The organism is uncultured Albimonas sp. (assembly GCF_963977235.1).
Classification (GTDB): domain Bacteria; phylum Pseudomonadota; class Alphaproteobacteria; order Rhodobacterales; family Rhodobacteraceae; genus Albimonas.
Map to the genome: position 1 here is coordinate 46,226 of NZ_CAXBOD010000009.1, position 26,647 is coordinate 72,872.

At 73.1% G+C, this 26,647-nt stretch carries 27 protein-coding genes; 15 read left to right on the top strand and 12 right to left on the bottom strand.

The annotated features are described in order from the left end of the window. Positions 1-26 precede the first annotated feature (26 nt). A complete protein-coding gene (locus tag AAC134_RS07500) occupies positions 27-1,403 on the bottom strand; it encodes a tetratricopeptide repeat protein (protein ID WP_339948449.1) in 1,377 nt (458 codons plus the stop codon). A gap of 180 nt (positions 1,404-1,583) precedes the next feature. Next, a complete protein-coding gene (locus AAC134_RS07505) occupies positions 1,584-2,024 on the bottom strand; it encodes an Lrp/AsnC family transcriptional regulator (RefSeq protein WP_339948450.1) in 441 nt (146 codons plus the stop codon). 168 nt (positions 2,025-2,192) lie between these two features. Here AAC134_RS07505 and AAC134_RS07510 point away from each other — a divergent pair, with 168 nt between their 5' ends. Then, entirely contained in the window at positions 2,193-3,371 is a 1,179-nt protein-coding gene (locus tag AAC134_RS07510; RefSeq protein ID WP_339948451.1) for a type III PLP-dependent enzyme, read from the top strand. A 213-nt stretch (positions 3,372-3,584) separates the two neighbouring features. Here AAC134_RS07510 and AAC134_RS07515 read toward each other — a convergent pair whose 3' ends face one another. The 6 genes from AAC134_RS07515 to AAC134_RS07540 form a co-directional block, all read right to left on the bottom strand. After that, positions 3,585-4,697: a hypothetical protein gene (locus AAC134_RS07515; protein ID WP_339948452.1), complete on the bottom strand. Its 1,113-nt coding sequence runs from the start codon at positions 4,695-4,697 to the stop codon at positions 3,585-3,587. A gap of 25 nt (positions 4,698-4,722) precedes the next feature. Beyond that, positions 4,723-6,138, bottom strand: coding sequence for a TolC family outer membrane protein (locus tag AAC134_RS07520; RefSeq protein WP_339948453.1), 1,416 nt, complete (start codon positions 6,136-6,138; stop codon positions 4,723-4,725). Positions 6,139-6,445: 307 nt separating this feature from the next. Continuing rightward, on the bottom strand, positions 6,446-7,099 hold the full coding sequence (locus AAC134_RS07525) for a protein-L-isoaspartate O-methyltransferase (RefSeq protein ID WP_339948454.1): 654 nt from the start codon (positions 7,097-7,099) through the stop codon (positions 6,446-6,448). 361 nt (positions 7,100-7,460) lie between these two features. Then, complete coding sequence (locus AAC134_RS07530) at positions 7,461-8,114, bottom strand: hypothetical protein (protein ID WP_339948455.1); 654 nt, start codon at positions 8,112-8,114, stop codon at positions 7,461-7,463. A 335-nt stretch (positions 8,115-8,449) separates the two neighbouring features. Beyond that, positions 8,450-9,253 (bottom strand): enoyl-CoA hydratase-related protein, encoded by an 804-nt coding sequence (locus AAC134_RS07535; protein WP_339948456.1) that lies wholly within the window; start codon positions 9,251-9,253, stop codon positions 8,450-8,452. Between the two features lie 24 nt (positions 9,254-9,277). Continuing rightward, a complete protein-coding gene (locus tag AAC134_RS07540; protein WP_339948457.1) occupies positions 9,278-10,855 on the bottom strand; it encodes an AMP-binding protein in 1,578 nt (525 codons plus the stop codon). Between the two features lie 165 nt (positions 10,856-11,020). Here AAC134_RS07540 and AAC134_RS07545 point away from each other — a divergent pair, with 165 nt between their 5' ends. Beyond that, entirely contained in the window at positions 11,021-11,821 is an 801-nt protein-coding gene (locus tag AAC134_RS07545) for a TIGR03084 family metal-binding protein (RefSeq protein ID WP_339948458.1), read from the top strand. A gap of 200 nt (positions 11,822-12,021) precedes the next feature. Here the strand turns inward: AAC134_RS07545 and AAC134_RS07550 are convergent, their stop codons facing one another. Both AAC134_RS07550 and mce read right to left on the bottom strand, forming a co-directional pair. Further along, positions 12,022-12,342, bottom strand: a complete 321-nt coding sequence (locus tag AAC134_RS07550) for a DUF1467 family protein (protein WP_339948459.1) — start codon at positions 12,340-12,342, stop codon at positions 12,022-12,024. Then, complete coding sequence (gene mce / locus AAC134_RS07555; RefSeq protein ID WP_339948460.1) at positions 12,339-12,743, bottom strand: methylmalonyl-CoA epimerase; 405 nt, start codon at positions 12,741-12,743, stop codon at positions 12,339-12,341. Before mce ends, AAC134_RS07550 begins: the two co-directional genes overlap by 4 nt. Before the next feature lie 376 nt (positions 12,744-13,119). On the opposite strand from mce, the gene AAC134_RS07560 reads away from it, so the two are divergent. From AAC134_RS07560 to AAC134_RS07575, 4 genes are all read left to right on the top strand, one after another. Then, entirely contained in the window at positions 13,120-13,746 is a 627-nt protein-coding gene (locus AAC134_RS07560) for a PRC-barrel domain-containing protein (RefSeq protein ID WP_339948461.1), read from the top strand. Positions 13,747-13,978: 232 nt separating this feature from the next. Continuing rightward, positions 13,979-15,001: a ketol-acid reductoisomerase gene (gene ilvC / locus AAC134_RS07565; protein WP_339948462.1), complete on the top strand. Its 1,023-nt coding sequence runs from the start codon at positions 13,979-13,981 to the stop codon at positions 14,999-15,001. Between the two features lie 263 nt (positions 15,002-15,264). Next, positions 15,265-16,494: a hypothetical protein gene (locus AAC134_RS07570; protein WP_339948463.1), complete on the top strand. Its 1,230-nt coding sequence runs from the start codon at positions 15,265-15,267 to the stop codon at positions 16,492-16,494. Between the two features lie 118 nt (positions 16,495-16,612). Further along, complete coding sequence (locus AAC134_RS07575) at positions 16,613-17,203, top strand: hemerythrin domain-containing protein (RefSeq protein WP_339948464.1); 591 nt, start codon at positions 16,613-16,615, stop codon at positions 17,201-17,203. Positions 17,204-17,229: 26 nt separating this feature from the next. Here the strand turns inward: AAC134_RS07575 and AAC134_RS07580 are convergent, their stop codons facing one another. Next, entirely contained in the window at positions 17,230-17,724 is a 495-nt protein-coding gene (locus tag AAC134_RS07580; RefSeq protein WP_339948465.1) for a DUF4864 domain-containing protein, read from the bottom strand. Between the two features lie 136 nt (positions 17,725-17,860). Here AAC134_RS07580 and AAC134_RS07585 point away from each other — a divergent pair, with 136 nt between their 5' ends. The 5 genes from AAC134_RS07585 (at position 17,861) to AAC134_RS07605 (ending at position 21,639) form a co-directional block, all read left to right on the top strand. After that, entirely contained in the window at positions 17,861-18,301 is a 441-nt protein-coding gene (locus tag AAC134_RS07585) for a YeeE/YedE family protein (RefSeq protein ID WP_339948466.1), read from the top strand. Positions 18,302-18,313: 12 nt separating this feature from the next. Continuing rightward, positions 18,314-18,754: a DUF6691 family protein gene (locus tag AAC134_RS07590; protein WP_339948467.1), complete on the top strand. Its 441-nt coding sequence runs from the start codon at positions 18,314-18,316 to the stop codon at positions 18,752-18,754. Positions 18,755-18,895: 141 nt separating this feature from the next. Further along, on the top strand, positions 18,896-19,639 hold the full coding sequence (locus AAC134_RS07595) for a hypothetical protein (protein ID WP_339948468.1): 744 nt from the start codon (positions 18,896-18,898) through the stop codon (positions 19,637-19,639). A 307-nt stretch (positions 19,640-19,946) separates the two neighbouring features. Further along, complete coding sequence (locus AAC134_RS07600) at positions 19,947-20,327, top strand: DUF2852 domain-containing protein (RefSeq protein ID WP_339948469.1); 381 nt, start codon at positions 19,947-19,949, stop codon at positions 20,325-20,327. Between the two features lie 484 nt (positions 20,328-20,811). Further along, a complete protein-coding gene (locus AAC134_RS07605) occupies positions 20,812-21,639 on the top strand; it encodes an arginyltransferase (protein ID WP_339948470.1) in 828 nt (275 codons plus the stop codon). Between the two features lie 139 nt (positions 21,640-21,778). On the opposite strand, the gene AAC134_RS07610 is transcribed toward AAC134_RS07605, so the two are convergent. Further along, complete coding sequence (locus AAC134_RS07610; protein WP_339948471.1) at positions 21,779-22,789, bottom strand: aldose epimerase family protein; 1,011 nt, start codon at positions 22,787-22,789, stop codon at positions 21,779-21,781. 192 nt (positions 22,790-22,981) lie between these two features. Between AAC134_RS07610 and secG the strand changes: the two genes are divergently transcribed. The 4 genes from secG (at position 22,982) to AAC134_RS07630 (ending at position 26,637) form a co-directional block, all read left to right on the top strand. Beyond that, the gene (gene secG, locus AAC134_RS07615; RefSeq protein ID WP_339948472.1) at positions 22,982-23,395 is read left to right on the top strand and encodes a preprotein translocase subunit SecG; all 414 of its coding nucleotides are present in this window, start codon (positions 22,982-22,984) and stop codon (positions 23,393-23,395) included. 135 nt (positions 23,396-23,530) lie between these two features. Next, the gene (locus tag AAC134_RS07620; protein WP_339948473.1) at positions 23,531-25,438 is read left to right on the top strand and encodes a glycosyltransferase family 39 protein; all 1,908 of its coding nucleotides are present in this window, start codon (positions 23,531-23,533) and stop codon (positions 25,436-25,438) included. Positions 25,439-25,549: 111 nt separating this feature from the next. After that, entirely contained in the window at positions 25,550-26,305 is a 756-nt protein-coding gene (locus tag AAC134_RS07625) for a glycosyltransferase family 2 protein (protein WP_339948474.1), read from the top strand. After that, a complete protein-coding gene (locus AAC134_RS07630; RefSeq protein ID WP_339948475.1) occupies positions 26,302-26,637 on the top strand; it encodes a lipid-A-disaccharide synthase N-terminal domain-containing protein in 336 nt (111 codons plus the stop codon). The genes AAC134_RS07625 and AAC134_RS07630 overlap by 4 nt, the downstream gene beginning before the upstream one ends. The last annotated feature ends 10 nt before the right edge of the window (positions 26,638-26,647 follow it).

The following is a 26,647-nucleotide window of genomic DNA, read 5'->3' on the forward strand; positions in this document are numbered from 1 at the left end:
CGGCGGTCGCCGTCATGCGGTCTCCGTTACTCGGCGGCGAGCGCGGCGGCGCGCAGGGCGCCCGCCCGCTCGGCGATGGCGGCGCGGCGGCGGGCGGCATAGCCGTCCTCGGCCCCGCGGCGGGCGCAGCGGGCGGCGAGCGAGGCCTCGGCCGCGCGCACGTCGCCCGCGCGCAGGGCGGCGTCGATGGTCATCCGTTCGAACAGGTCGCGCTGGGCGTGGCTGCCCCCGACCCGGTGGAGCTGGGGCAGCGCCAGCGCCAGCGCCCGGTGCGCCTCGGCCCAGCGGCCGGCGCGGAAGGCGTTCAGCCCGCGCGCGGCGGGAAGCCCCGCCACCGCGCAGACCTCGTGCTGGTCGTGGTCGAGCCCCTGCGCGTCGCGCGCGATCCGCGCGGTCAGGGCCGCGGCCTCGGGCTCGCGCCCCGTGCGGTTCAGGGCCATCAGGTAGTGCAGGTCGGCGAAGACCACGCAGCCGTCCTCGGTGCGCGCGGCGCAGAGCGCGCCCAGCTCCTCCCATCGCCCGCCCACGTCGGTCCCCTCCAGCTCCAGCCGCAGCAGCAGCGAGGCGGCGTTGGCGATGTCGCGGTAGTCGTCGGTGGGCTCGGGGCGCACCTTGCGGTCGTAGAGCGCCAGCGCCGCGCCCAGGTTGCCGCGGTCGAGGTGGAACAGCGCCAGGTGCCACCAGACGTGACAGCCGAAATTGTTGCAATGCGCCCAGTGGCGCGACTTGCCCGCCAGCCAGCGCACGCCCGCGTCCGCCCGGCCGGTCATGTCCATCACATGGGCCACCGCGTGCAGCCCCCAGACGTCGTCTGGCGCAAGCTCCAGCCCCGCGCGGCCGTCGGCCTCGGCCAGGGCGTAGTCGCCCGTCTCTTCCAGCGCGAAGGCCCGCTGACCCAGCATGTAGCCAAGATGGGGATGATCGCGCCCGAACCCGGCGTGGGGCTGGACCATGCGGTCGGCCGCCGCCCGCATCCCGGCCGCGTCGCCCAGCATGAAGCGGATCGCCTGAGCGAGCTTGGCGGCAAGCGAATCTCCGGGGTGGCGGGACACGATCCGCTCGAGCCGGTCCGAGGCGGCGAAGGCGCGCCCGGCGCGATGCTCGGCCAGCGCCGCCACATACTCGCGCTCGCGCGCGTCGGCTCCGCCCTGATCGGCGGCGGCGCGCGCGGCGGCCAGCGCCGCGTCGATGGCGGGATCGAGCTCGCGCCGCCCCAGCAGCGACAGGAACAGCCCCTGGGCCGCATGACCGAGCGCAAAGCCGGGCGCGAGGGCCAGCGTCTCGCCCAGCCGCAGCGGCGTGGCCGCCGAATGCGCCAGGAACGCCGTCACGGTCTGGTTCCACAGGGTCGCGGCCCGCGGATCCTCGAGCGAGATCGGATGGCCGGCTGCGTCGTGCTGCATGCTCGTCTCCTGGCCCGGTCTCGCGTCCGCGTCGATCCGGAGGGGCGTCGGGTCGCCCGCGCGTCGGGCGACCTCCGGTCCATGCATATGGGTTGATCGCGGAAGGCGGACGGTTCGTTTCGATATTTCACCCAAAGGTGACGCCTCGCGAGCGGCGGATCGCGGCGGGTCCCCCGATGCCTACCAGCGCCGGTCGACCTTGGTGGTCAGCTGCACCAGCGTCTCGATCCCGCGCACCCCCTCGATCATCGCGATCCGGTCGAGGGCCGAGTCGAGCCGGGCGGTGTCGGGCGCCCCCACCTGGGCGGCCAGGTCGAAGCGGCCGGAGGTGGTGTGCAGGCTCTCGACCTCCTTCATCCGGCCGATGGTCGAGGCGACGGGGCCTGCGTATCTCGGCTCGACCTGCACCAGGACGTAGGCGCGGATCACCGCGCCGGGCCCGGTCTCGGTGCGCACGGTGTAGCCGCGGATCACGCCCGCGCGCTCCAGTTTCTCGATGCGGGCCTGCACGGTGGTCCGCGCGAGGTTCAGCTTGCGCGCCAGCTCGGTGGCCGGAGAGCGGGCGTTGCGCGCCAGCAGACCCAGCAGGGCGCGGTCGGTATCGTCCAGCGACTCGGTCATGTGTCATATTGCCGTCTGAAATGGCGGATCGTCGGCAAAATACATCACTATGCGCATTTAGTCAGGTCGATTTCGACCGCATATCCCGCATCCTCAATACCCGGAACCAACGGCAACGGAGCGATCCGACCGACCCACCTCTCAGCGCTGCAGAAGGAACCGCCGCGCATGTCCCAGGCCGCCCCCATCTGGTCCTCCCTGGAAGCCTTCATCGCTTCCGAGCAGCCGGACGAGCCGGTGTTCTTCCTCTCTCCCTCGGCGGTGACCGCGGGCGCGAGGGCCTTCCTGGACGGGTTTCCCGGCTTCGTGACCTACGCGGTGAAGGCCAACCCCGCCCCCGCGGTGCTGCTGGGCCTGATCGCCGCCGGCGTGCGCGGCTTCGACGTCGCCTCCCCCGAGGAGATCGAGATGCTGCGCCGCCTCTGCCCCGAGGCCGCGCTGCATTACCACAACCCGATCAAGTCGCGCGCCGAGCTGCGCTTCGCGCTCTCGCACGACGTGCGCACCTACTCGGTCGACAACCGCGCCGAGCTCGAGAAGATGATCGAGGTGTTCTCGGCCGAGGCCGATCCCGCGAAGATCGAGCTCTCGATCCGCTTCCGCATGCCCGTGAAGGGCGGCGCCTATGACTTCGGCACCAAGTTCGGCGCCACCGAGGATTATGCCGTCGGCCTGATGGCCCGCGCGGCCGAGGCCGGGTTCGTCACCTCGCTGACCTTCCACCCGGGCACCCAGTGCAAGTCGACCGAGGCCTACGTCTCCTACATCGAGGCGGCCGGCCGCATCGCGCGCGGGGCCGGGGTTCGATGCGCCCGCCTCAACGTCGGCGGCGGCTTCCCGGGCGGCAAGTCCGAGGGCGCCCCCGCCCTGCCCGTCTACTTCGCCGCGATCAAGGCCGCGGCCGTGGCGGCCTTCGGCGAGGATCACCCCGCGCTGGTGTGCGAGCCCGGCCGCGGCATGATCGCCAACTCGATGGCGCTGGTCACCCGCGTGAAGCTGGTCCGCGAGGACGGCGCGGTGTTCCTCAACGACGGCGTCTACGGCGGTCTGGCCGAGGCCCCGCTGACCGGCACCGTGCCGGTGATGCGCGCCTGCCGCGAGGACGGCTCGGCGATCGAGGGCGCGCAGCGTCCCTGCGTGATCTTCGGTCCGACCTGCGACTCGGTCGACCGGATGCCCGGCGACAACGACCTGCCCGCGGCGCTGGCCGAGGGCGACTTCGTGATCTTCGAGGGCCTGGGCGCCTACGGCACCGCCACCGCCACCCGCTTCAACGGTTTCGGCCCTGGCCGCACCGAGCTGGTCGAGACCCTGCGCACGCCCGAGGTCCTGGCGCTCGCCGCCTGATCGAAGCCGCGCTCGCCGCCTGATCGCAGCCGCGCTCGCGGGAACCTCGAACGGCCGCGCCCCCGGGCGCGGCCGTTTCGTTTCCATGCCGCGGCCGCGCCCGGCGATGATCCTGCCGCAAAGGGCGAGGTGCCCCCGGTTTGCGCCGGGGGCCCCTCGTTCATGCTGACGCTGTCGCGGTCACGCCTTCCCCGCGGGGCCTGCGCGCCGGGGTCAGGACTCGCCGTTGCGGTCCCGCTCGGCCAGGGCGCGATGCACCTCGCGCTCGACGAGCGCGCGGATGTTGGCCGAGATGCGCTCGCCCAGCGGGCCCGCAAGCTCCTCGCGGATCGACTGGCTCACGATCTCGACCAGTTCGTCGCGGCTGCGCGGCAGGCCGGTCGCGGCCCGCGGGCCGGGGGTGGCGCCGGAGAACGCCTCGCGCATCTCGCGGGCCGAGGCGCCGGTGCGCACGCGCTCCACCTCGGGATCCGCCGCGGCGGGGCGCAGCGTCTCGGGCCGGGGAGCGAAGGCCGGCGGGGCGGCCTCGGGCTCGGCCGGGGCCCAGGGCGCCTCCGCGACGGGGTCGGGGTCGATCGGGTCGGGCGCGACCTCGTCAGGCTGGAAGGCCGGCTGGGCGGGCTCGCCCGGGAACGGCGGCGAGGCGCCCTCATCCCGCCAGGCGGGCTCGACCGGCGTCGCCGGTTCGGGCGCGGGACCCCAGGCGGGGGGCTGGGCGAAGGAGGTCGGCGCCTCGCTCTCGGGAGGCGGCGACCAGGCCGAAGGCTCGGGCGGATGATCGCCCGAGGGCGCGTCGAACCGCGGTTCAGGCGCGAAGCCGCCGGACTGCGGCTCGGGCGCGAATCCGGACTGTTCCGGCTCCAGCTCCGGCTCGGGCTCGAATCCGGGCGTCTCGGGGCGCCTCGCGAAGGCGGGGGCGTCGGGATCGGCGTGGACGCCCGGCGGCTGAGAGGCCTGCGAGAAGCCGGTCGCCTGCGGGCCGGTGCGCCGGAAGCTGGTCTGCCGGGGCGCCTCGGGCTGGACCGCGTCGTCCTCCCGCTCATCGGGCGCGGGGCTCCAGGCGGGGGCGGGGCTCCAGGCGGGGGCGGCGGGGGCCTCCCAGCCTCCGTCGATCCGCTCGGTCAGCAGCAGCGCCGGCTCCTCGTCCTCGGCCGGCGGCAGCGAGGTCGGCAGCGGCGCGCCGAACGCGCCGCCCCCCCGGCCCTGCCCGCCGCCCTGGCCCTGCATCTCCGGCGTCAGCAGCAGCACGCCGGCGCCGTCCTCTTCCTCGGCCAGGGTCCGGCGAACCGTGTCGCCCAGACCGTCGTCACCGCCTGCGCCGCTCATCGAACTCTCCCCGCCGACCATCGGCTTACGGACGATACGGCGTGGCCCAGCGGGTCTCTTCGCCCTTGGGGTAGCCGTAGCGATCCTCGTTCATCACCCCGGTCCGGTAGGCGTCGGGATCGTAGGGCGTCACGTCGAGGCCCAGATGGGTCACCGTCAGCGCCCCGACCGAGGCCAGCAGGTTGTAGCCCGCCACATACTCGTCGCGCAGGGCCGAGATCAGATCGGCGCGGGCCGAGGCCAGCTCCTGCTCGGCGTCCAGCACGTCGAGCGTGGTGCGCGCGCCCAGGGTCGCCTCCTCGCGCACGCCGTCGAAGGCGATCTGCGCGGCTCGGATCTGCTGGCGGGCGGCGGTGATCGAGGCGCGCGCCACGTCGAGTCCGGACCAGGAGTTCGCCACCGTCTGGCGCACGATCCGCCCGGTGTCCTGGATCAGCGCCATCGAGCGCGCGAACGTCGACTGCGCCTGGCGCACGGCCGAGGCGTTGCGCCCGCCCGTCCACAGCGGCATCGAGGCGGTCACGCCCACCGAGACCGCGTTCGAATCCGTGGCCGAGGCCACATCGTCGATGAACACCGAGTCATCGGAATAGCCGGCCGCGCCGTTGACCGACACCTGCGGCAGCTGCCGGCCGATGGCGACCTTGACCTGGGCCTCGGCCTGGCGCGCGTCGAAGCGGGCGGCGACCAGGTCGGGGTGCTGCGCCTCGGCCAGCGCTTGGGCGGCGAGCTCGCTCTCGGGCAGCGGAGGCAGCGGGGGCGGGTTCTCGAGGTCCTGGGCCGACTCGCCCACGGCGGCGAGGTAGGACTGGCGCGACCGCGCCAGCTGCCCGACGATCGCGGCGAGCGTCGAGCGCGAGGCCGCCAGGCGCGACTCGGCCTGGGCGACGTCGGTGCGGGTGACCTCGCCGACCTCGAACCGGTCCTGCGCGGCCTTGAGCTGCTCGCCGATGACCCGGACGTTGGAGCGGGCGACCTCGACCAGCGCGATGTCGCGGCGCACGTCCTCAAAGGCGGTGACCGCGGCCAGCAGCACGTTCTGCTCGGCCGAGGTCAGCGTGGATCGCCCCGAGCGCACCGCCTGCAGCGCCGCGTCGGAGCTGTTCTCGATCTGCCCGCCCGAGTAGATCGGGATCGAGCCCTGCAGCCCCAGGTCGAAGGGATCCACGTCGTCGCGCGACCGCGACCCCGCCAGCGAACGGCGCGTGTCGGCGTTCTGCCAGCCGTAGTCGGCCTGCAGGTTGACCGTGCCATAGGCCTGGGCGCGCGCCTGGTATTCGGCCTCGTCGAGGCCGCGCAGCGCTGCGCGCTGGGCCGCAAGGCCGGGATGGTTCGCATAGGCCTTGGCCATGGCGTCGGCCAGGGTCTCGGCCTGCGAAGGCCCGGCCAGGGCCAGCAACGCGCATAGCGCGGTCGCAAGGCCCAGGGGTTTGCTCGTCATCGCCTGTATTCCCGCCGTTGTTCTGCCCGTTTTCGACCAGGCCGGGCGCGGTGCGGGCCGACCCGGCTCCTCGGGGCGGACCCTAGCGGAGGGAATTGCGGCCGAAAAGCGAAACCGCGCGTCAGCGGACGCGCCGCGCGCGGACGTGACCGTGCGGACTCACCGCCGCCGCGGAGGCAGCGGCGACGGGCCGCGGACGGCAAGCCGGGGACCCCGGGGGACGGTCGGGCGCAAGGCCCCGTCCCGGCGCCGGGACAGGCGCCGCGCGGGGGGCGCGAGAGACTCACGGGCCGGCGGCCCGGACGCCTCAGAATTCGAAGGCGGCGGCCTTCTCGAAGCCGTCCAGCACCGGCGCGGCCGCGTCGAACGCCCGCCAGGAGGAGACGCCGGCGGCGGCGCGGGTGAACACCTCGCAGCGGCCGTAGGCGCCGTTCATACGGATCGCCACCAGGCGCCCGCCCTCGCGAAGCTGGTCGAGCAGCGCCTGGGGCACGTCCTCGACCCCGCCCTGCACGAAGATCACGTTGTAGGGCGCGTGGTCGGGGGCGCCGGCGGCCATCTCGCCCTCGATCACCTCGGCGTTGTCGACCTCGTGATCCTCGAGCGCGGCGCGCGCGGCGCGGGCCATGTCGGGGTCGCTCTCGACAGCGATGACGGCGGCGGCGAGGCGGGCCAGAACGGCGGTCGAGTAGCCAAGACCGCAGCCCAGATCCAGCGCCAGGTCGTCGGGGCCGATGTCGGAGGCCTCGAGCATCTTGGCGAAGGTGCGCGGATCGAGGATCACCCGGTTCCGCGCCAGCGGCAGATGCTCGCCGGCATAGGCGACCTCGCGCAGGGGGCCTGGCGTGTAGGCCTCGCGCGGGACGGCGAGCATCGCGTCGATGATCGGGTAGGAGGTCACGTCCGAGGGACGGACCTGGTTGTCCACCATGGCGACGCGGGCTGCGGCGTAATCGGTCATCCGGATCTCCGAGGCGCTCGGGCCGCCTGCGCGCGGCCCCTCACGCTCTGGCGGATAGCGCAGGAGCGGCGCGCGTGCAATGCGGCGGCAAGGATCGCGGCGGGAAAATGGAGCGAAAACCTTGCGTCGGGGGCCGCTCGCGCGGCGTGATCGCCCACGCGGGGACCGCGGCGCGCGCGGCGCGAGGCCGCGCGATCGCGGCCCGGCCCGAGGGCGACGCGCCCCGCGGACGTGCGGGCCGGGCGGGCGCCCGGCGCCGGCGGTCCCCGCCCGCCGTCCAGGCACGGCACGCGGGGGGAGCAGGCCGCGGGGCCGCGCTCAGGCGCCCGAAGCGGGACGAGAGGCGGGCTCGGGCGCGCGCTCACCCCATGCATTCGCCCTGCCCCAGCGGCTCCTCGACCGCGGCGAAGAACATCCAGTCGCCGGCGGGGCCGACCTCGAACACCACCGAGACCTGCACCTCGGCCGGGACCAGGTCGCGGGTCTTGATCTTGCGGGCATAGCTGCGCGGGCCCGTGGGGCAGTGGATGTCGAGGAAGGCGTGCTCGGCCTGCGCCTCGGCGAACCAGGCCTCGAAGGCGGATATGGCCTGCGCGACCGCAAGCGGGACCGAGGGCGGCGCCAGCGGGTCGCTCGAGGGCCGGAAGGCGACCCGGCAGCCGGTGAACACCTCGCCCCCCACGGCGTGCTGCATGTGGGCGAGGCGGACCTCGCCCGTCGCGCCGCTCCACGCCAGCCCTTCCGAGCGGACGTCGATCAGCGAGGCGGCCTGGGGGTCGAGAGGCGCAAGCCCGGTCTCGTCGGCGTCCTGCGTCTCGATCATCGCCTGGGCGCAGCGGATCAGCGCGAGGTCGGACCAGTCGTCCTCGACCGGGCCGGCCAGGGCCTCGACCGAGGCGGCCAAGACCAGCAGCGCCGCGATCACTGGACGCAGCAGGCGCGCGCCGCCGGGACGCGCGGGACGCGCAGAACGATCCCCGAACACTCGATGGGAGAGGGGACGAGGATGATGCATGCACATGACGCGGCTCCGCAGCCGGGAGCGGCGGGGGCGGCCGCGGACGCGAGCTCCTTGCGCCGCATCCCCCGGGCAGGCCCTGCGGACCCGGCCCCGACGCGGCGCGCTCGCGGCCACCAAACCTCGGCCGGGGTTGAGATTTCCTTGCCCGCAAGGGGGAGAATGCGTGGGATCCTAGGGATTTCCCCCGCCGCAGGCCCCTGCGCGCGCCCGGGCTCAGGCCCGGCGGCGAGAGCGTCGCCGAAGGCGCGTCCGCGGACCGGAAACGCAAAAGGCCCGGCCGTCGCCGACCGAGCCTCATGTGGGGGACGCGCCCCCGCGAAGCGGTCGCCTCAGGCGCCCTTGAACGAGGGTTTGCGCTTTTCGAGGAAGGCCTTGGGCCCCTCGCGCGCGTCCTCGGAGGCGAACACGGGCGCGGCGAACTCCTGCTCAAGGGCCAGCGCCTCGGGCTCGGTGCGGCCGAGGCAGGCGCGGGCCGAGCGGCGGATCATCTTCACCGCCAGCGGACCGTTGGCGGCGATCTTCTCGGCGAGCTCGATCGCGGTGTCCAGCACCTGCTCCCGCGCGACCACGCGGTTGAGGAACCCCCAGTCCATCGCGGTCTTCGCGTCGATCAGGTCGCCGGTCAGCAGCAGCTCCATGGCGCGGGCGAAGGGCAGCTGCTCGGGCAGACGGACCGAGGATCCGCCGGCGGGGAACAGCGCCCACTTCACCTCCTGCACGCCGAATTTCGCGGTGTCGGCGGCGACCCGCAGGTCGGTCCCCTGCACCAGCTCCATGCCCCCCGCGATGGCGTGGCCGTTGATCGCCGCGATCACCGGCTTTTCGACGTCGAAGCCCCGCAGCAGGCCCTTGGCGCCCAGCTCGCGATCCTTGAGGTAGCGCTCGTCGTATTCGTCCTCCGGCCCCCGGGCCTTGGAGATCAGCGGGATCATCCGGCCGAGATCCGCGCCCGCGCAGAACGTGTCGCCCGCGCCCGTGACCACCACGGCGCGCACCCCGTCATCGTCGCGGGCTTGCGCGAACGCATCGGCGAGGTTGCACAGAAGCTCGGGGTCGAAGGCGTTCTTCTTCTCCGGCCGGTTGAGCGTCAGGACCATCACGTGGCCCCGCATCTCCTTGAGCAGCTTGGACATGGTTCCTCCTTTGCGGCGAGCCGTTCAGCCGGCCCGCTCCTGTTTGAGACGCGCTTCGAGGTCCTGGCGCTTGATCTTGCCGGTGACCGAGCGGGGAAGCTCGGCATCCTCGACAAAGCGCACGGCCTTGGGGATCTTGTAGCGGGCGATCTCGCCCCGGCAGGCCTCGACGAGGGCCTCCTCGGTGACGCTCTCGTTGCGGCGCACGACGAAGGCGACGGGGACCTCGCCCCATTTCGGGTCCTCGCGGCGCACCACGATCGCGTCGACCACGCCGGGGAAGGCGAGCAGCACCCGCTCGATCTCGGCGGGGTAGATGTTCTCGCCCCCCGACTTGATCAGGTACTTGCGCCGGTCGACGAAGGAGAGCGTGCCGTCGGGGTTGCGCGCGAACACGTCGCCCATGTGGAACCAGCCGCCGCGGAAATCCTTGGCGTTGGTCTCGGCGTTGTTCCAGTAGCCCGAGAACAGCGTGGGGCCGCGCACGCACATCTCTCCGGGCTCGCCGTCGGGGACCTCGCGGTCCTCCTCGTCCACCAGCTTCACCAGGCACCAGGAGTTCTGGGACTTGTCGAGCCGCGCCGGAACCTGACCCACCGGGATGCGGCCGCGGGAGGCGGGGGTGGAGCCGGTCTCGGTCGCGCCGAAGGTGTTGAGGTAGGGGGCGTCGAGCAGCGTGGTGATCTCGACGAGCTGCTCGCGCGGGACCAGGTCGGCCATCACGCCGCAGTATTTCACGCCGCGGGCGGGCTTGCCCACGCGCTTCATCGCCTCGATGAAGCCGCCGATCATGCCCGGCATCAGGGTCAGGCGGCCGATCCGCTCGCGCGTCACGACCTCGGCCAGCGCGTCGGGCTCGTAGCCGTCCATCACGATAACCTTGCCCCCGTTCAGCAGGGTCGCGAGGGACGTATCCGTCGAGGCCATGTGGAACAGCGGCGCCCAGGCCACGAATCCGTCCTCGGGCGTGGTCGGCAGGTCCGAGGCCGCCACCATCGCGCGCGCCACCTCCGCCCGCTGCGAGATCAGCGCTCCCTTCGGCAGCCCCGTGGTGCCGGAGGTGTAGAGGATCACCAGACCGTCCTCGGGGAGGGGGGTCACGGCGGGGGACCGCTCGGGCTGCGCGGCGAGCGCGGATTCGTAAGGGTCCCCCAGCTCCAGCACCTCGGGCGCGCCCGGCAGCTCGGCGGCGAGCTTGGCCGCGGTCTCGGCAAAGCGCGGCGAGGCGACGATCAGCGCCGGCTCCACCAGACCGATGCAGTGGCGCAGCTCGCCGTCGGCCATGCGCCAGTTCTGGCAGGCGGCGATGCAGGCGAGCCGCGCGCAGGCCAGCAGCAGCTCGACATACTCGGCCCGGTTCTCCGAGAGGATCGCCACCCGGTCGCCCCGCCCCACCCCGCGCGCGGCGAGCGCATTGGCCAGTTGCGAGGCGCGGGCGTCGAGCTGGGCGTAGGTCCAGCTGCGCTCGCCCTCCTCCAGCGCCGTGCGTCCGGCGTCGAGGCGGGCGCGCTGGGCGAACAGCTCCGCCACCGTCAGCCCCGCCGAGCCCGCCGCCACGGCGGGGTCGATTCCCGCCGGCGCGGCCCTGACCGCTCCGTCCATGTCGTCTCCTCCCGCGTCGTTCGCGCAGGGTCGCGCGGATGGCCCGCGTCGACCTCGTCCCCTCCGACGACTTCCGCGCCGGGCCGGGACATGGCAGAAACTCCCCCGAAAACGACGCCGCTGCAAGGCGCGACGTACTGGCGAGTATGCCGAGGGAGGACGATGATGCTGGACCAGGCCGAGGATTTCCGCGCCGAGAGCCGGGGGCTGCACGCCCTGCTCGACGGGGTGGCCGACGACCGTTTCCGCACGCAGACGCAGTTCAAGGGCTGGACCATCGACACGGTCATCCAGCACCTGCATTTCTTCAACATCGCCGCCGAGTTGGCGCTGGTCGACGAGCCGGCGCTGCTGGCGCTGTTTGCCGAGCTGAAGGCGGCGCGCGAGGCGGGCGAGACCACCATCGCCTACACCGACCGCTACCTGAAGGGCCTGCGCGGGCGCCCGCTGCTGGACGCCTGGATCGCGACCAGCGAGCGGGTGGCCGACCTGTTCGCTCCGGCCGACCCCAAGGCCCGGCTGAAATGGGCGGGCCCGGACATGAGCGCGCGCAGCTTCATCACCGCCCGCCTGATGGAGACCTGGGCCCACGGCCAGGAGGTTTACGACATCCTCGGCGCCGAGCGGGAGGAGCGCGACTATATCCGCAACATCGCCATGCTGGGCGTGAACACCTTCGGCTGGACCTTCGCGAACCGCAAGGAGCCGGTCCCCGAGGCGAAGCCCTACGTCCGCCTGACCGCCCCCTCGGGCGAGATCTGGGAGTGGAACGAGCCCTCGGAGGTCGAGCGGATCGAGGGGCCGGCCGTCGGCTTCTGCCAGGTGGTCGCCCAGACCCGCAACATCGCCGACGTGGATCTGAAGGTGACGGGCCCGGCGGCGACCACGTGGATGGCCAAGGCCCAGTGCTTCGCCGGCCCCCCCAACGATCCCCCCGCCTCCGGCGCGCGGCGCCGGGTGAGCTGAGGCCCGGTCGGTCGCGCCACGCGGACGGCCTGCTTTCCGGGGGACGATCCCTTCGCCCCATGGGCGCCCGGCGGGCGGCGCGGGTGGCGACGGGGGCCGGATGTCGGGCGGAAACCACAAGGGGCGAGGCGCGTCGACGCCTCGCCCCTTGTCGAAATCGGCCTCGGTCGGCTCAGTCGCCCCGGGCGGCTTCGGTCGGCTCACTCGGTCTGGGCGGCCTCGGCGGCGGCGGCTTCGCGCTGGGCCTTCCAGCCGGGCTCGATGCCCGAGAAGAAGTCCACGTCGCCCATCGACCACGGCACGAACCAGATCACCGTGCAGACGACCAGCCAGATGGGCGTCGCGATGATCGTCACCCACTTCAGCTTGCGCCTGAGGTGGAAGTCCGAGGGGGCCGAGGCGGGGGTGCCCGGCGCCACCTCGCCCACGTCCCCCTGGCTCTTCATCCCGATCGGCAGCGAGATGTAGAGGGTCATGAACCAGATGACGGCGAGCAGGACGATGACGGCTGTGATGGTCAAACCTGTTCGAGCTCCGTCAGTGTGCCGTTGAAGTCCTTGGGATGCAGGAACAGCACGGGCTTGCCATGGGCGCCGATCTTGGGTTCCCCGTCGCCCAGCACCCGGGCGCCGGAGGCCTGGAGGTGATCGCGCGCCGCGAGGATGTCCTCGACCTCGTAGCAGACATGGTGGATGCCGCCCGAGGGGTTCTTGTCGAGAAAGCCCTGAATCGGAGAGTTCTCGCCCAGCGGGTAGAGCAGCTCGATCTTGGTGTTGGGCAGTTCGATGAAGACGACGGTGACGCCGTGATCGGGCTCGTCCTGCGGCGCGCCGACGTTGGCGCCGAGCGCCGTGCGGTACTGCGCGCAGGCGGCCTCGAGGTCCGGCACGGCGATGGCCACGTGGTTCAGGCGTCCGATCATGGGCGTTGGTCTCCGTCTCTCTCCCGTTGCGCGAGGAGGTAGCGGCGCGCGCCCCCCCGCGCAAGGCGACGGGACGGCGCGGGGGCGGACCCGAGCCGCTGGCGGCCCCTTCCCCGCCGCCCCTGCCCTGCCGCCGCCCCGTCCAGAAATCCGCACGAAGTCTCCGCGAGACCATCACCTGAGCGTCACGCGAAGGGCGCCATGCTCCCCGATGTCTTGGCCTGTGCGACGGAAGCGGTTCGCCCGCCCCGTCGGATCGGCGCCCGGCGACGAAGATCAGGGCGCCGCGGACCGCGCCGGAAGGCATGGCCACACCTGGCCGCCCCGGCGCCGCCGCAGCCCGGCTGCGGCAAGCCGAACACGAAAGGTTTTCTCCATGAAACCGACCACTCGCTTCACGCTTCTCGCCGGCGCCGCGGCCATCGCCCTGCCGCTGGCCGGGCCCGCCTTCGCGCAGGACGCCGACCCGATCAACGACGGCATGCAGGCCGGCCGCGACGAGCCCGCCGCCTCGGCGACCGACTCCACGCCGGCGCGCGCAGAGCTGGGCAGCCGCGAGGTGCTCGACCGCGAGCGCGGCGAGATGTACGACGCCCGCGATTCCGCCGACGAGGCGCAGCTGCGCGAGGATCTCTCGACCCGCATGCGCGAGGCGGTGACCGCAGACGCCTACGAGACCGGTCAGAAGATGCCCGAGCGCGCGATCCGCGTGTCCGAGCTCGAGCAGCGCTCGGTGATCGGCGCGGGCGGCGAGGATCTGGGCGAGGTCGTGGGCGTCTCCCGCTCCGGCGCGGAGGCCCGCCTGCTGATCGAGAGCGGCGACTTCCTCGGCCTGGACGAAGCCTACTACTTCGTGCCGCTGTCGGCCGTCTCGATGCAGGACGACGAAGTCCGCCTCGACTACATGACCGAGGGCGACCTCGACCGCATGCGAGAGGTGGACCCCGACCTCGACACCGGCCTCTCGGCCGAGCAGGAGATCATGATCCGCGAGCGCGGGTGATCCCGGACAGCCCGGCGGCCCTGCGGCCGCGCGCTGGCCCGCCCCTCCCCGGGGCGGGCCTTTTCGCGTGCAAATCCCGCGCGGCGCCTTCCCGATCCTGCCCGGCGCCGCTGGACAAAGCTGCGCCCCTCGTCTACCCCGCGCACGGAAATTGCGGCGGAGGGCCCTTCGCCGCAATGCAACGAAACGCAAGCGCCCGAAACACCGGACCCGAACACCAAAGGGGAGACCCATGCGCGTCTATTACGATCGCGACTGCGACATCAACCTGATCAAGGACCTGAACGTGGCCGTGGTGGGCTACGGCTCGCAGGGCCACGCGCATATCCTCAACCTGAAGGACTCGGGCGCGAAGAACCTCGCCGTCGCCCTGCGTCCCGGCTCGGCGTCCGCCGCCAAGGCCGAGGCCGCCGGCCTCGAGGTCAAGGCGATCGACGAGGCGGCCAAGTGGGCCGACGTCATCATGATGGCCATGCCCGACGAGCTGCAGGCCGAGACCTACTACAAGCACATCCACGACAACCTGAAGGACGGCGCGGCGATCGCCTTCGCCCACGGCCTGAACGTGCACTTCGGCCTGATCGAGCCCAAGCCCGGCGTCGACGTGATCATGATGGCCCCCAAGGGCCCCGGCCACACCGTGCGCGGCGAGTTCCTCAAGGGCGGCGGCGTCCCCTGCCTGGTGGCGGTCAACCAGAACGCCTCGGGCCGCGCGCTCGAGATCGGTCTGTCCTACTGCTCGGGCATCGGCGGCGGCCGGTCGGGCATCATCGAGACCGACTTCAAGGAAGAGTGCGAGACCGATCTGTTCGGCGAGCAGGCGGTCCTGTGCGGCGGCCTGGTCGAGCTGATCCGGATGGGCTTCGAGACCCTGGTCGAGGCCGGCTACGCCCCCGAGATGGCCTATTTCGAGTGCCTCCACGAGGTGAAGCTGATCGTGGACCTGATCTACGAGGGCGGCATCGCCAACATGAACTACTCGATCTCCAACACCGCGGAGTTCGGCGAGTATCACTCGGGCCCGCAGATCCTGCCCTACGACGAGACCAAGGCCCGGATGAAGAAGGTCCTGACCGACATCCAGGACGGCCGCTTCGTCTCGGAGTGGATGCGCGAGCACAAGTCCGGCGCGGCGATGTTCAAGGCCATCCGCCGCAACAACGACGCCCACCAGATCGAGGAAGTCGGCGAGCGTCTGCGCGCCATGATGCCCTGGATCGCCGACAACAAGATGGTCGACAAGGCGAAGAACTGATCCCGGCCTCGCCGGATCGCGTTTCACGGGGCGCCGCGAGGGATCGCGGCGCCCCTTCTGCATGGCGCCCGCCCTCTGCCGCCGCCCCGCGGCCCTGTCGGCGCGCCTGAACGGCCCTCCTGCCAGCCGCCGGACGGGTTCAGGCGCCGGTCCGCGGAAAACTCGGGGCCAGGCCGCGGCAATGCGCGGGTTTCGGCGCCCCATCGCCTTGTTCCGCGACACTCCTGAGAGAGACCCCGAAACCAGCGCAGGAGCCCGGACCCATGAAGATCCGATCTCTCATCCTCGCCGGGGTCGCGGCCGGCGCCCTGCTCGCGCCCGTCGCGGCGCCCGCAGTCCAGTCGATCCCGATTCCCGCCTCCGGTCCCGCCGGAGCCGAGGTGCTCCATGTGGCCGGCAAGAAGGACAAGGCGCAGAAGAAACAGGCCGGCGAGCAGCGCAAGGGCGCAAAGAAGGCCAAGCGCAAGGGCGGCGGCAAACGCCACGCCGGCGCCGGCCGCAAGGGCGGCGAGGCCGGCAAGACGGCCGGCGGCAAGCGCGAGGCCCGCCGCGACGTGCGCAAGGCCGACAAGCCCGGCAAGATCCGGGATCGCGCGGCGGCCGCGCGCCGCGACGGCGGCGCCGAGCGTCGGGCCGTGCGCGCCTGGCGCGACGAGCGACGCGACGACCGTCGCGAAGCCCGCCGCGAGGACCGCCGGCAGGACGATCCGCGCCTGCTGTATCGCCACGGCAATCGCGACGATCCCCGCCCCGCCGCTCGCGACTGGCGCGACGACGACCGATCGAAAGTGGCGCGCCGGGGCTGGGATGCCGACGAGCGCCGCCGCGTGGCCTGGCGCGACGACGACCACCGGCGCGCGGCCTGGCGCGACGACGACCGCCGGCGCGCGGCCTGGCGCGACGATGATGGCCGGCGCGCGGCCTGGCGCGACGACGACCGCCGCCGCGGCGACCTCTATGGCTGGCGCGATGACGATCCTCGCGGCCGCCGCGGCGGATACTGGCGCGACGACCGCCACGATCGCCACGGCTGGCGCGAGGCCTCGCGCCACGACGATCGCCACGACCGCGAGTTCCGCCGCGACCGCGCGTTCCTGCTGTTCGCGCCCGACCGCCGCGTCACGGGCTGGAGCGAGCCGCGCCGCGTGCGGGTGAACCCGACGCCCGGCGCGCGCTGGGATCGGCGGGTGGCCGCGGCGACGCCCCTGTTCGACTGGCGCCCGGCGCCGGTGACCTCCCTGTTCGGACTCGGCTCGGCCGCGCACGCCTATCCCTACGGCTGGGACTATGCGCCCCGGCCGCGAGGCGTGCGGGTCGCCGACACCTATCGCTCGGGCGTCTACCGCACCCCCTACCTCTCGCCCTATTCCGGCGCCTACCAGGCCTGGCGACCGGACGCGTTCGACGTGGGCTATGGCTATGCCGGATCGGGGAGCCTGTTTGGCGACCTCGCCGCGCCGCTGACCGCGCTGGCGCTGGCGGCTTTCCTCTGAGGCGGCGGCGGCGGGGGCGCCCGCGCCCCCTGCCGTCGCCGGCATGGAAACGATCCGTGTCCCTTGGCCTGCGCCCCCGGCCGGCCTACGGTCCCCTCGACCAGCGCCGGAGCCGCCGATGACCGCCCCCCTTTCCCCCGAGCTCGCCCTCGACCAGCGCCCCGGACTGCCCGAGGACCTCCGCTTCCTGCTGGGCGACTACCCCCGGCTGATCTGGGGCGATCACCCCAACTTCGGGCCGACCACGCGATTCTACCTCGATCGCCACGCCATGTTCCGCGAGGCGATGACCGTGATGACCCGCCTGACCGACGAGGCGCTGGACGGCGCCAAGACCTCGAGCCGGTGGAGCAAGGAGTTCGGGCGCATCGCCGGCTTCTTCCTTCAGCAGCTGCACGGACACCACCAGATCGAGGACGTGCACTACTTCCCCGCCCTGGTGAAGCTGCAGCCCGGCCTGCAGCGCGGGTTCGACATCCTCGACCGCGACCACCACACGATCCATGACGCGCTCGACCGGTTCCAGGCGGGCGCGGTGGGGGCGCTGAACGCGCTGCAGGCGGCGCCCTCGGACCCCAAGCGACCGGTGGCCGACGTGCTCGAGGAGCTCAGGCGCATGGACCGGCTGCTCGACCGCCACCTCTTCGACGAGGAGGAGATCGTGATCCCGATCATGCTCGACGCCGGCGAGGACTCGCTCGGGCTCTGAGGCCCGCCGCCGGAGGCCGCCCCCGGTCAGACGCCGGTCGCCTCCGGCTTGCGCAGGGTGACGCCGTCGATGCGCCAGCCCCCGTCGAGCGGCATCATGAAATAGTCCGCGATCCACAGCGCGCCCGAGGCGTCGCGCAGGCTCACCGACTGGCGCAGGCGCGGGCCGCTGGGGGTGAGCTCGGGGGCGAGCTCGCCAAAGCGCCACTCGCCCGGGCGCCAGACCATCGGGTAGCCCTGCCGCACCATCCGCCCGAAATTCTCCGCCGAGCCGAACAGGCCCTGGATGTCGGGCGAGGCGAAGCCGAAAGCGGCCTCGACATCGCCCGCAAGGAACGCCTTCAGCTGGCCGTCGATGGCCGCGCGCAGCTGGGCGACGGCGGCCTCGCCCACGCGCGGCGCCTCGGCCGGCTGCGCCCGGGGGGCGGAGCCCGGCGCCGGGGTCGCCGCCACGCACAGGCCGAGCGCCAGCGCCATGGCGAGGCGCCGCCCCATGGCTCGGGGCCGGGTGGTCGCGGTCATCGCCAGATCCTCCTTCGCCGTCTCGCCTGACAGAACATACGCGGGAAAACCCGGATCGGTTTGGTCTTCGCTCGACCTTGCGGAGGATCAGACGCTCATATATATTCGGTTTGTCGAATTTGTTTGAGGTGACCCCATGACCCCCGACTGGATTTCCGGCCTGCTGGGAGGCGCGCTGATCGGAGCCGCCTCGGGGCTTCTGCTGCTGGGCGCCGGGCGGATCGCCGGCGTCAGCGGCATGGTCGGCGGGCTGATCGAGGACCTGGCCCGCGGCCTGCCCGGCGGACGCGCGGGCCGGCGGCCGAGCGCCGAGACCGCCCTGTTCCTGCTGGGCCTGACCCTGGCGCCCGCGCTGTATCTGAGTCTCGGCGGGATCCGCGAGATTGTGGTCGAGGCCAGCGCCCCGACCCTGATCGTCTCGGGCCTGCTGGTGGGGTTCGGCACGCGCCTGGGCTCGGGGTGCACCTCGGGGCACGGGGTCTGCGGCGCGGCGCGGCTGTCGCGGCGCTCGCTGGCGGCGATGGGGGTGTTCATGGCCGCGGCCGTGGCGACCGTCGCGCTGGGCCGGCTGGTCTGAGGGGAGATCGCGATGCGCAAGCTTGTCGCCTTTGTCGCCGGCCTGGTCTTCGGGCTGGGTCTGCTGATCTCGGACATGGCCAATCCCGCACGGGTGCTGGCCTTTCTGGACCTGCTCGCGATCCGCGAGGGGACCTGGGACCCCACGCTGATGGTCGTCATGGCCGGCGCGATGACGCTCAGCGCGATCGCCTGGCGGCTCGCGCGTCCGCGGCGCACGGCGCTGTTCGGGGGCGCGATGCCAGGGCCCGCCCGGCCCCGAATCGACGCGCGGCTGCTGATCGGCGCGACCCTGTTCGGCGTCGGCTGGGGACTGTCGGGCATCTGCCCGGGCGCCGGGATCGCGGCGCTTGGCCTTGGCGGGGCGCCGGTGGCGCTGTTCCTCGCGGCGATGGTCGCGGGCATGGCGCTGTTCGCCCTCTGGGAGCGCGGCCTCGCGCGGGTCGGCGCCTGAGCGCGCGGAAAGGGTGGGCGCAACGGGGGCGCAGCGGGCGCGCGCGGAAAACTTCTTAGCCTTCTGGCGGGCTTGGTAAGGATCCATTTACCACGAACAGGCAGGCTCTGCGGGTCCCCCTCTCCCAGGACGGAGCCCGCCATGTCCGGTCCCGGCCAGACCCGCCCGCTGTTCCCCCTTCGCCTCGCCGCGCTGCTGGCGACGACGCTGGCGCTCGCGCCCGCGGCCCCGGCGCTTGCCGGCGCCTGGACGGCCGAGGCGGGGACCAGCTTCCTCAGCACCGCGCTGGCCCCCGATCCCGACGGCCCCACCGGCCTGCGCCGCGACCGCTATGTCGAGCACGGGCTGCGCGACGGCCTGACCGTGGGGTTCAACAGCAACCAGGTGATCGACCCCGCCGAGCGGGAGCGGTTCGAGGGCCGGATCGAGGGCTTCGTGCGCGCCCGCCTGCTGAGCAGCGAGTCGGGCCACGTGGTCTCGGTCCAGGCCGAGGCGGGGGGCGGATTCTTCAAGACCGACGACGGCGGCGACGTGGCCGCGCGCCTGCTGTGGGGCCACGGCTTTGCAACCTCGCTGGGCGCCGCCTGGACCGAGGCCTCGGTCGGCTGGCGGATCGAGACCGCGGGCGGCGAGGCCGACCGCGCGCTGGGCAGCTTCGTCGCCGGGCTGCGTCCCGCGCCGCGCTGGCTGGCGATGGCCCAGGTCGAGGCGGACATCGATGGCGAGGGCACCGGCCAGGCCTGGCAAGTCGCGCGCGTCTCGCTGATCGCGGTGCGCGAGATCGGGTCGGGCGACAGCCTCTCGATGCAGGTCGAGGCGACGCCCTGGAGCCGCGCGGTCACCGACGGCGTGCAGATCCGCCTCGGCCTGTGGCGGCGGTTCTAGGCCGGCCATCGCGGCCCGCAACGCCTGTTGGGCGCCCCTCCCGTCCCCTCCGCTGCAGGTCCCGACCGCCGCGGGCCGCGCCGCGCGCCGGGGTCCGGCGGCCTCGCGGCGGGGGCCCCTGGCCGTGGCGAAAGCTCCCCCTGGCCACCCCGGCTCGATGCAGCGCCCCCTCCCCCTCCGCCCCCGACGGAAAAACAACCGCCCGGCGTGAAAATCCGCGAGCGCCCTCTTGCGAAGCCGGGGGCCTCGCCCATCTATGTAAATGTGATTTACATTCACATCGCGACCTGAGAGGACCGAGACGGAGATGGACAGGATAAAAGACCTGCTGAAACGCGCGGAAGCCACGCTGGATCACTGGGGCAAGCCCGGCTGGATCGGAGCGATGGTCTTCCTCTTCATCGTGGCATGGCCGCTGGGCCTCGCCTTTCTCTTCTACATGATCTGGAGCGGACGCATGGGCAAGGGCTGCAATTCTCGCTGGAAACGCAGCGGACGCGGGGTTTACCGGTCGAGCGGAAACACCGCTTTCGACAGCTACAAGGAGGAGACGCTGCGCCGTCTCGAGGAGGAGCAGGAGGCGTTCCAGTCCTTCCTCGACCGCCTGCGCAAGGCCAAGGACCAGGCTGAGTTCGACCAGTTCATGGACGACCGCCGCCGTCCGGCGCCCGACTCCGCCCCGGCCTGAGGCAGCCATGGCGGGCGGCCGCCCGGGCCCCGGGCCCGGCGGCCCCCGCCTCGCCGCGCAGCTGACCTGAGCCTGACGCCGACCGGCCCCCCGCGCCCGGTCGGCGCCGACACCGACCGGCCAAACGGGCTGGCCCCAAAGACCGGCCCGCTTGGGCGCACGGCGCCCGAGCGGGCCGCGGCCCCGGCGGCGGGGTCTTCCCCTCTCCCCCGATGCCGGGGCCTGCAACGCCCGGAGCTCTCGCAGCCTCCGGGCGTTCGCCGTGAGGGATTGCGCGCGACCCGCCCGCATCCATTTCGCGGCGTCACCCCGCACCGTGTCCAGATCTCGCGCGGCACTTGGTTTTGCCAACGAACGAACCGCCCCGAAACCATGGCGCCGGCGCCATGATCGCGCAGTCGGGCGGCAGTTTGCGCCGCGGGAATGATGACGCCTTGATGACCGCCTGCTAGGGTGCGACTCGTTTCAGAGCGTCCAGAGGTCCATGAGCCACCATCAGGGAAAGATCGCGCCGCAGTTCTTCGTGACGGCCCCGCAGCCCTGCCCTTACCTGGACGGGCGGTCCGAGCGGAAGTTGTTCACCACGCTGCGCAATCCCGACGCCTCGGCCGTCAACGACTTCCTGTCGCTGCGCGGCTTTCGGCGCAGTCAAGGCGTCGTCTACCGCCCCTCTTGCGCAGGCTGCAACGCCTGCCTGTCCACCCGCATCCCGGTCGAGGGGTTCCAGCCCGGCCGCACCCTTCGACGGGTGCGCGCGCGCAACGCCGACCTGACGCGCAACGCCGCCGAGGCCCAGGCGACCGAGGATCAGTACGACCTGTTCCGCCGCTATCTTGACCGCCGCCACGCCGACGGCGGCATGGCCGAGATGGACGCCTTCGAGTTCGCCGCGATGATCGAGGAGACGCCGGTCCGCACCCGCGTCGTCGAGTATCGCCGCGCCCCCAACCGCGAGATCGGAGAGCGCGGGCCCGACGTGCTGGTCGGCGCCTGCCTGACCGACGTGCTCGCCGACGGGCTGTCGATGGTCTACTCGTTCTTCGATCCCGACGAGGACCGGCGCAGCCTCGGCACCTGGATGATCCTCGACCACCTCGAGATCGCGCGCGCGGCGGGCCTGCCCTATGTCTATCTCGGCTACTGGGTGCCCGGCTCGCCGAAGATGAACTACAAGGCCAGGTTCACCCCGTTCGAGGTCTACCAGGGCGAAACCTGGCGCCGCGTCGAGGCGCCTGAGCGGGTCAGCGCCGACGGCCCCGCCATGCCCTCCGACCCGATCGCCGACCAGGTCGCCCGCCTGATGAACGGCTGAGACCGGCGCCCTCGCCTTCCTGCCTCCCGAAGCCCCTGGGGCCGCCCCGAGGACCCTGCCGGTTGTCTGACGGCAGCACTTGCGGTCCGCGTGGGAAAATCCCCGAGGAGCGCCGCCCCAGCGCCCCTCGGGGATGGGATCAGGTCGCCGCGATCTCGATCTCCAGCCGCTGCGAATACGGCGTCTCGGGCGAGGCGATGGGGCTGGGGAACTCGGGCCGGTTGGGGGCGTCCGGGAAATTCTGCGCCTCGAGGCAGAGGCCGCCGAAGGGCGCGACCCGCTCGCCGTCGAGCCCCGGAACCGGCAGCGTCAGCCTGGGCGCATCGTAGACCTGCACGCTCGGCTGATCGGTCCACAGCCGCAGCCGCAGGTCGCCGGACGAGGACACAAGCTCGGCCGCCGGCTGGGCGCGATCGCGCCCCTCGCTCAGCGCATAGGCGTGGTCGATCACGATCCCCCGGCCGTCCGCGTCGCGCAGGCTGCGCGCCTCGCGGAAATCGGGCAGCCCCTCGCCGGCCGGGATCAGCCGGCCGGTGGGGATCTTGCCCGCGTCGATCTCGGCCCAGGCGTGCGCGTCGAGCCGCAGGCGGTGGTCGAGCACCTCGCCGCCCCCGTCGAGGTTCCAGTAGGCGTGCTGGGCGAGGTTGATCGGGGTCGGGCGGTCGGGGCGGGCGCGCATCTCGTAGGTCAGCCGCGCCCCCGCCAGCCGCACGACGATCTCGAAGGCGACGGCGCCGGGAAAGCCGTCCTCGCCATCGGGACTGTCGTAGCTCAGGCGCACGGACGAGCCTGCGCCGTCCGCCTCCATCCGCCAGTTGCGCCGCCCCAGCCCATGGCCGCCGTGCAGGATGTTGGGGCCCTCGTTGGGGGTCAGGCGCACCTCGCGCCCGCCAAGCGGGAACCGCGCGGCGCCGATGCGGTTGGCGACCCGGCCCACCACCGCGCCGTAGGAGGGCGAGTGCACGGGATAGTCCTCGAACCGCTCCAGCCCGAGCGTGCAGCGCCGCCAGCCGCCCGCCGTCGGCGCGCGCCAGTCGCGCAGCACGCAGCCCCAGCTCAACAGCCGCACCCGCGCGCGGTCGCTCTCGAGCGTGGCTTGGCGGATCGTCTCGCCCTCGTGACGGGCGATCTCCCGGATCTCGGCGGTCATGGTCGTCCTCCCTGCTGGTCCCCCTCAGGTGCGCCCAAGCGGCGCGGCGATCAAGCGCCCCCTCGCGTCAGGCGCGGCGTCTCGACATCGCCGCCCGCGCGCGTTAGATCAGCGGCCAAGTTGCAAGGGGCGCCTGCGCGCGCTCCGTCTCCGCGCGTGCCGCGCGGCTCGGAAGGAAAGAGCGCCCGTCTCATGGAAAACGTCCTGCTCATCATCCACCTGATCCTCGCCGCCGTGCTGATCGGCCTGGTTCTGCTGCAGCGCTCCGAGGGCGGCGCGCTGGGCATCGGGGGCGGCGGAGGCGGGGGCATGGTCTCCTCGCGCGGGGCGACCACGGGCGTGGCCAAGGTGACCTGGGGGGTGGCCGCGGCCTTCATCGTCACCTCGCTGACCCTGACCGTGATCGCCGCTCAGAACTCGAACGAGCGTTCGGTGCTCGACCGCATCGGCACGCCCTCGGTCGGCGACGAGGCGCCCGCGACCCCCGGCGGGGACGAGCTTGCGCCCGACCTGCAGCGCCTGCTGAGCCCGCCGGCCGCCGACGGCGGCGGGACCGGCGCGGCCCCCGCGCCCAACGCGCCGCTGGCGCCGCCCTCGGCCGACTGACCTGCGCTCCCCTGGCGCGGAGCAAACCTCCGCGCCTCGGTCCGCCGCATTTCGGCCCCCTCGCGGGTCGACGTTCACCCCCGGCCGGCGGCGCCCCCGCCGGCCGTATCGTATCCCAGCGACCGGATGATCGAGATGAGCGTGCGACCCTCCCTGCCCCTGCGAACGGCCGAGCGCTTCGGCGCCCTTGCCCAGGACGCGGCCAGCAGGGGGATCGAGCGTGGCTGGGTCCGGGCGCTGGCGCTGCTGGCCCTGTGCCTGGCGCTGTTCCTGCCCGGCATCGCCGACCTGCCGGTCACCGACCGCGACGAGGCCCGCTTCGCCCAGGCCACCAAGCAGATGCTCGAGACGCGCGACTTCGTCGACATCCGCTTCCAGGACGAGCCGCGCTGGAAAAAGCCCATCGGGATCTACTGGATGCAGGCGGCCTCGGTCGCGGCCGTGGGCGGGCCCGAGGGGACCGGCATCTGGGCCTGGCGCATCCCCTCGCTGCTGGGCGCGATCCTGGCGGTCTTCGCCACCGGCTGGGCGTTCCGGCCGCTGATGGGGGCGCAGGCCGCCACGCTCGCCGCGGGGCTGACCGCGATCAGCCTGGTGCTGGCGGGCGAGGCCAACATCGCCAAGACCGACGCCATGCTGCTGGGCCTGACGATGATCGCGCTGGGGGCCTGGGTGCGGCTGCTGACCCGCTCGGGCCTCGCCTCGGCGCCGCCGCCCATCGAGATCGCGGCGGGGCGGGCGCTGGACGTGCCCGACCCTTATGCGCCCTCCGCGCCCGCGGGCAAGGGTTGGAAGGTGGACCCCTACCACCCCCACGCCGCCCGCCCCGGCCGCGCGGCGCCGGTCGAGGATGCGCGCGCCCCGCGCCCCGACGCGCTGGCGCTGCGGCTGATCCTGTGGGGGGCGCTGGGCCTTGCGGTGCTGGTCAAGGGGCCCATCGCGCCCGCGATCCTGGCGCTGGCCGTGATCGGCGTGCTGGTGGCCGAGCGCAGCCTCGCCCCGGTGCGCGCGCTGGGGCTCGCGAGCCTCGGGCCGGTGCTGTTCGTGGCGCTGGTGATCCCCTGGCTGGTGGCGATCCACCTCGCCTCGGACGGGATGTTCTGGATGGAGTCGCTGGGCGGCGACTTCCTCGACAAACTCGCCTCGGGGCAGGAGAACCACGGCGCCCCTCCGGGAACCTACTTTGCCGTCGTCTGGGCGGCGCTGTGGCCCTGGGCGCCGCTGATGCTGCTGGCGGCCCCCTTCGCCTGGCGGACCCGCGGAGCGCGGGCGACCGCGCCGCTGCTGGCGATCGCGCTGGTCTGGTGGCTGATCATCGAGGCGACGCCCACCAAGCTGCCCCACTACCTGATGCCTGCGGCCCCCGCCGCGGCCGGTCTGGTGGCGCTGTGGCTGACCTCGCCCGTGCTGGCGCCCCGGCGCTGGCAGTCGATCGCGGCCGCCGTGCTTTTCGGCGCGGTCGGCGGCGCGCTGGGGCTCGCGATCATCGCGCTGCCCCTCTATGTCGCCGGCGCCGTCTCGCCCTGGGGCGCGGCGCTGGCGGTGATCGGGCTGGTCTTCGTGGCGCTGGGGACGCTGTCGCTGTGGACCGTGCGGCGCGGGGCGGCGGTGGCGGCGATGTTCGCCGCGGCGCTCGCCCTCTACCCCGCCACGCTGCAGTTCGCCCTGCCCGCCCTGACCTGGGGCTTTCCCAGCACGCTGATGGCCAGCGCCGCGGCCCCCTTTGAGGCCTGCGTCGGCCGCCCCGCCGACACCCAGAGCTATCGCGAGCCGAGCCTGGTGTTCCTGCAGGGCACCGGCGTCCGCCTGCTCCAGCCGGCCGAGGCCGCGGACTCGCTTCGCGACGACCCCGCGCCGCTGGTCTGGATCGAGGATCGCCGCCGCGACCAGCTCGACCAGGCGCTGAACCCCACCGGCGAGGCCCCGCCGCCGGCGCTGCGCGAGCTGACCTCGGTCACCGCCTTCAACCCCAACCGCGGCGGCGTGACCACCCTGCGCCTGTTCACCCGCGAGGGCGCCGAGCTGTTCGCCGCCTGCCCCTGATCGCCTGATCGCCGAGGCCGGGGCGCCACGCCCCGGCCTCGCTCCTCACCCCGCGCTTGGCCCCGGGCGCCGCCCGCGCTATACCGCGCCCCCGGAGCCGAGGGACCCCGCATGATCAGCCCGCGCATCACCGTCATCGCCCCGATGAAGAACGAGGCGGAGAACGTCGCCGCCCTCGCGGACGAGATCGCGGCCGCCTGCGCCTCGCTCGCCCCGTTCGAGGCGATCTTCGTCAACGACGGTTCGGACGACGACACCTCCGGCGCCATCGCCGCCGCCCGCGCCCGCCACCCCTGGCTGCGGGAGCTGCGCCACGCCGCCTCCTGCGGGCAGTCGGCCGCGGTGCTTTCGGGCGTGCGGGCGGCCCGGGCGCCGATCTGCTGCACGCTCGACGGCGACGGGCAGAACCCGCCGGCAGAGATCCCCAACCTCGTGGCGCCGCTGCTCGACGACGCCACCGGCCGGCTGGGCCTGGTGGCGGGCCAGCGGGTGGACCGGCAGGACACGGCGTCGAAGAAATGGGCCTCGCGCGCGGCCAACGGCCTGCGTCGGCGGATGCTGCACGACGACACCCGCGACACCGGCTGCGGCCTCAAGGCCTTCCCGCGCGCGGTGTTCCTGTCGCTGCCGTTCTTCGATCACATCCACCGCTACCTGCCCGCGCTGGTCAAGCGCGAGGGCTACCGTGTGGCGCTGGTCGACGTCTCCCACCGCGCGCGCGGCGCGGGCAATTCCAACTACACCAACTTCGGGCGCGCGCTGGTCGGGGCGCTGGACCTCCTGGGCGTGTGGTGGCTGATCCGCCGGCGCAAGCTGCAGACGGTCGCCGCGCTCGACCCCGGCCTCGACGAACCGGACCCCGCATGATGCAGGCGCTGGCCGAGTTCCTGGGCGCGGACACGATGCTCGAGTTCGCGTGGATCCTGATCGGCCTCGCCGGTCAGGCGCTGTTCATGGGCCGCTTTCTGGTGCAGTGGATCGCCTCCGAGAAGGCCCGGCGCTCGGTGATCCCGCTGGCCTTCTGGTGGTTCTCGATCGGGGGCGCGGCGGTGCTGCTGGCCTATGCGATCCACCGCGGCGACCCGGTGTTCATCCTGGGCCAGAGCCTGGGCTTCTTCATCTACGCAAGAAACCTGTGGCTGATCCGCGCCGAGCGTCGCGGCGCCGACGTCACGCCCCCTCCGCCGCCCACCGCCTGAACGCCCCCTT

Coding starts and splice junctions, on each gene's coding strand:
- AAC134_RS07500 (WP_339948449.1), bottom strand. CDS start 1,403: ATGCAGCACGACGCAGCCGGCCATCCGATCTCGCTCGAGGATCCGCGG.
- AAC134_RS07505 (WP_339948450.1), bottom strand. CDS start 2,024: ATGACCGAGTCGCTGGACGATACCGACCGCGCCCTGCTGGGTCTGCTG.
- AAC134_RS07510 (WP_339948451.1), top strand. CDS start 2,193: ATGTCCCAGGCCGCCCCCATCTGGTCCTCCCTGGAAGCCTTCATCGCT.
- AAC134_RS07515 (WP_339948452.1), bottom strand. CDS start 4,697: ATGAGCGGCGCAGGCGGTGACGACGGTCTGGGCGACACGGTTCGCCGG.
- AAC134_RS07520 (WP_339948453.1), bottom strand. CDS start 6,138: ATGACGAGCAAACCCCTGGGCCTTGCGACCGCGCTATGCGCGTTGCTG.
- AAC134_RS07525 (WP_339948454.1), bottom strand. CDS start 7,099: ATGACCGATTACGCCGCAGCCCGCGTCGCCATGGTGGACAACCAGGTC.
- AAC134_RS07530 (WP_339948455.1), bottom strand. CDS start 8,114: ATGCATCATCCTCGTCCCCTCTCCCATCGAGTGTTCGGGGATCGTTCT.
- AAC134_RS07535 (WP_339948456.1), bottom strand. CDS start 9,253: ATGTCCAAGCTGCTCAAGGAGATGCGGGGCCACGTGATGGTCCTGACG.
- AAC134_RS07540 (WP_339948457.1), bottom strand. CDS start 10,855: ATGGACGGAGCGGTCAGGGCCGCGCCGGCGGGAATCGACCCCGCCGTG.
- AAC134_RS07545 (WP_339948458.1), top strand. CDS start 11,021: ATGCTGGACCAGGCCGAGGATTTCCGCGCCGAGAGCCGGGGGCTGCAC.
- mce (WP_339948460.1), bottom strand. CDS start 12,743: ATGATCGGACGCCTGAACCACGTGGCCATCGCCGTGCCGGACCTCGAG.
- AAC134_RS07560 (WP_339948461.1), top strand. CDS start 13,120: ATGAAACCGACCACTCGCTTCACGCTTCTCGCCGGCGCCGCGGCCATC.
- ilvC (WP_339948462.1), top strand. CDS start 13,979: ATGCGCGTCTATTACGATCGCGACTGCGACATCAACCTGATCAAGGAC.
- AAC134_RS07570 (WP_339948463.1), top strand. CDS start 15,265: ATGAAGATCCGATCTCTCATCCTCGCCGGGGTCGCGGCCGGCGCCCTG.
- AAC134_RS07575 (WP_339948464.1), top strand. CDS start 16,613: ATGACCGCCCCCCTTTCCCCCGAGCTCGCCCTCGACCAGCGCCCCGGA.
- AAC134_RS07580 (WP_339948465.1), bottom strand. CDS start 17,724: ATGACCGCGACCACCCGGCCCCGAGCCATGGGGCGGCGCCTCGCCATG.
- AAC134_RS07585 (WP_339948466.1), top strand. CDS start 17,861: ATGACCCCCGACTGGATTTCCGGCCTGCTGGGAGGCGCGCTGATCGGA.
- AAC134_RS07590 (WP_339948467.1), top strand. CDS start 18,314: ATGCGCAAGCTTGTCGCCTTTGTCGCCGGCCTGGTCTTCGGGCTGGGT.
- AAC134_RS07595 (WP_339948468.1), top strand. CDS start 18,896: ATGTCCGGTCCCGGCCAGACCCGCCCGCTGTTCCCCCTTCGCCTCGCC.
- AAC134_RS07600 (WP_339948469.1), top strand. CDS start 19,947: ATGGACAGGATAAAAGACCTGCTGAAACGCGCGGAAGCCACGCTGGAT.
- AAC134_RS07605 (WP_339948470.1), top strand. CDS start 20,812: ATGAGCCACCATCAGGGAAAGATCGCGCCGCAGTTCTTCGTGACGGCC.
- AAC134_RS07610 (WP_339948471.1), bottom strand. CDS start 22,789: ATGACCGCCGAGATCCGGGAGATCGCCCGTCACGAGGGCGAGACGATC.
- secG (WP_339948472.1), top strand. CDS start 22,982: ATGGAAAACGTCCTGCTCATCATCCACCTGATCCTCGCCGCCGTGCTG.
- AAC134_RS07620 (WP_339948473.1), top strand. CDS start 23,531: ATGAGCGTGCGACCCTCCCTGCCCCTGCGAACGGCCGAGCGCTTCGGC.
- AAC134_RS07625 (WP_339948474.1), top strand. CDS start 25,550: ATGATCAGCCCGCGCATCACCGTCATCGCCCCGATGAAGAACGAGGCG.
- AAC134_RS07630 (WP_339948475.1), top strand. CDS start 26,302: ATGATGCAGGCGCTGGCCGAGTTCCTGGGCGCGGACACGATGCTCGAG.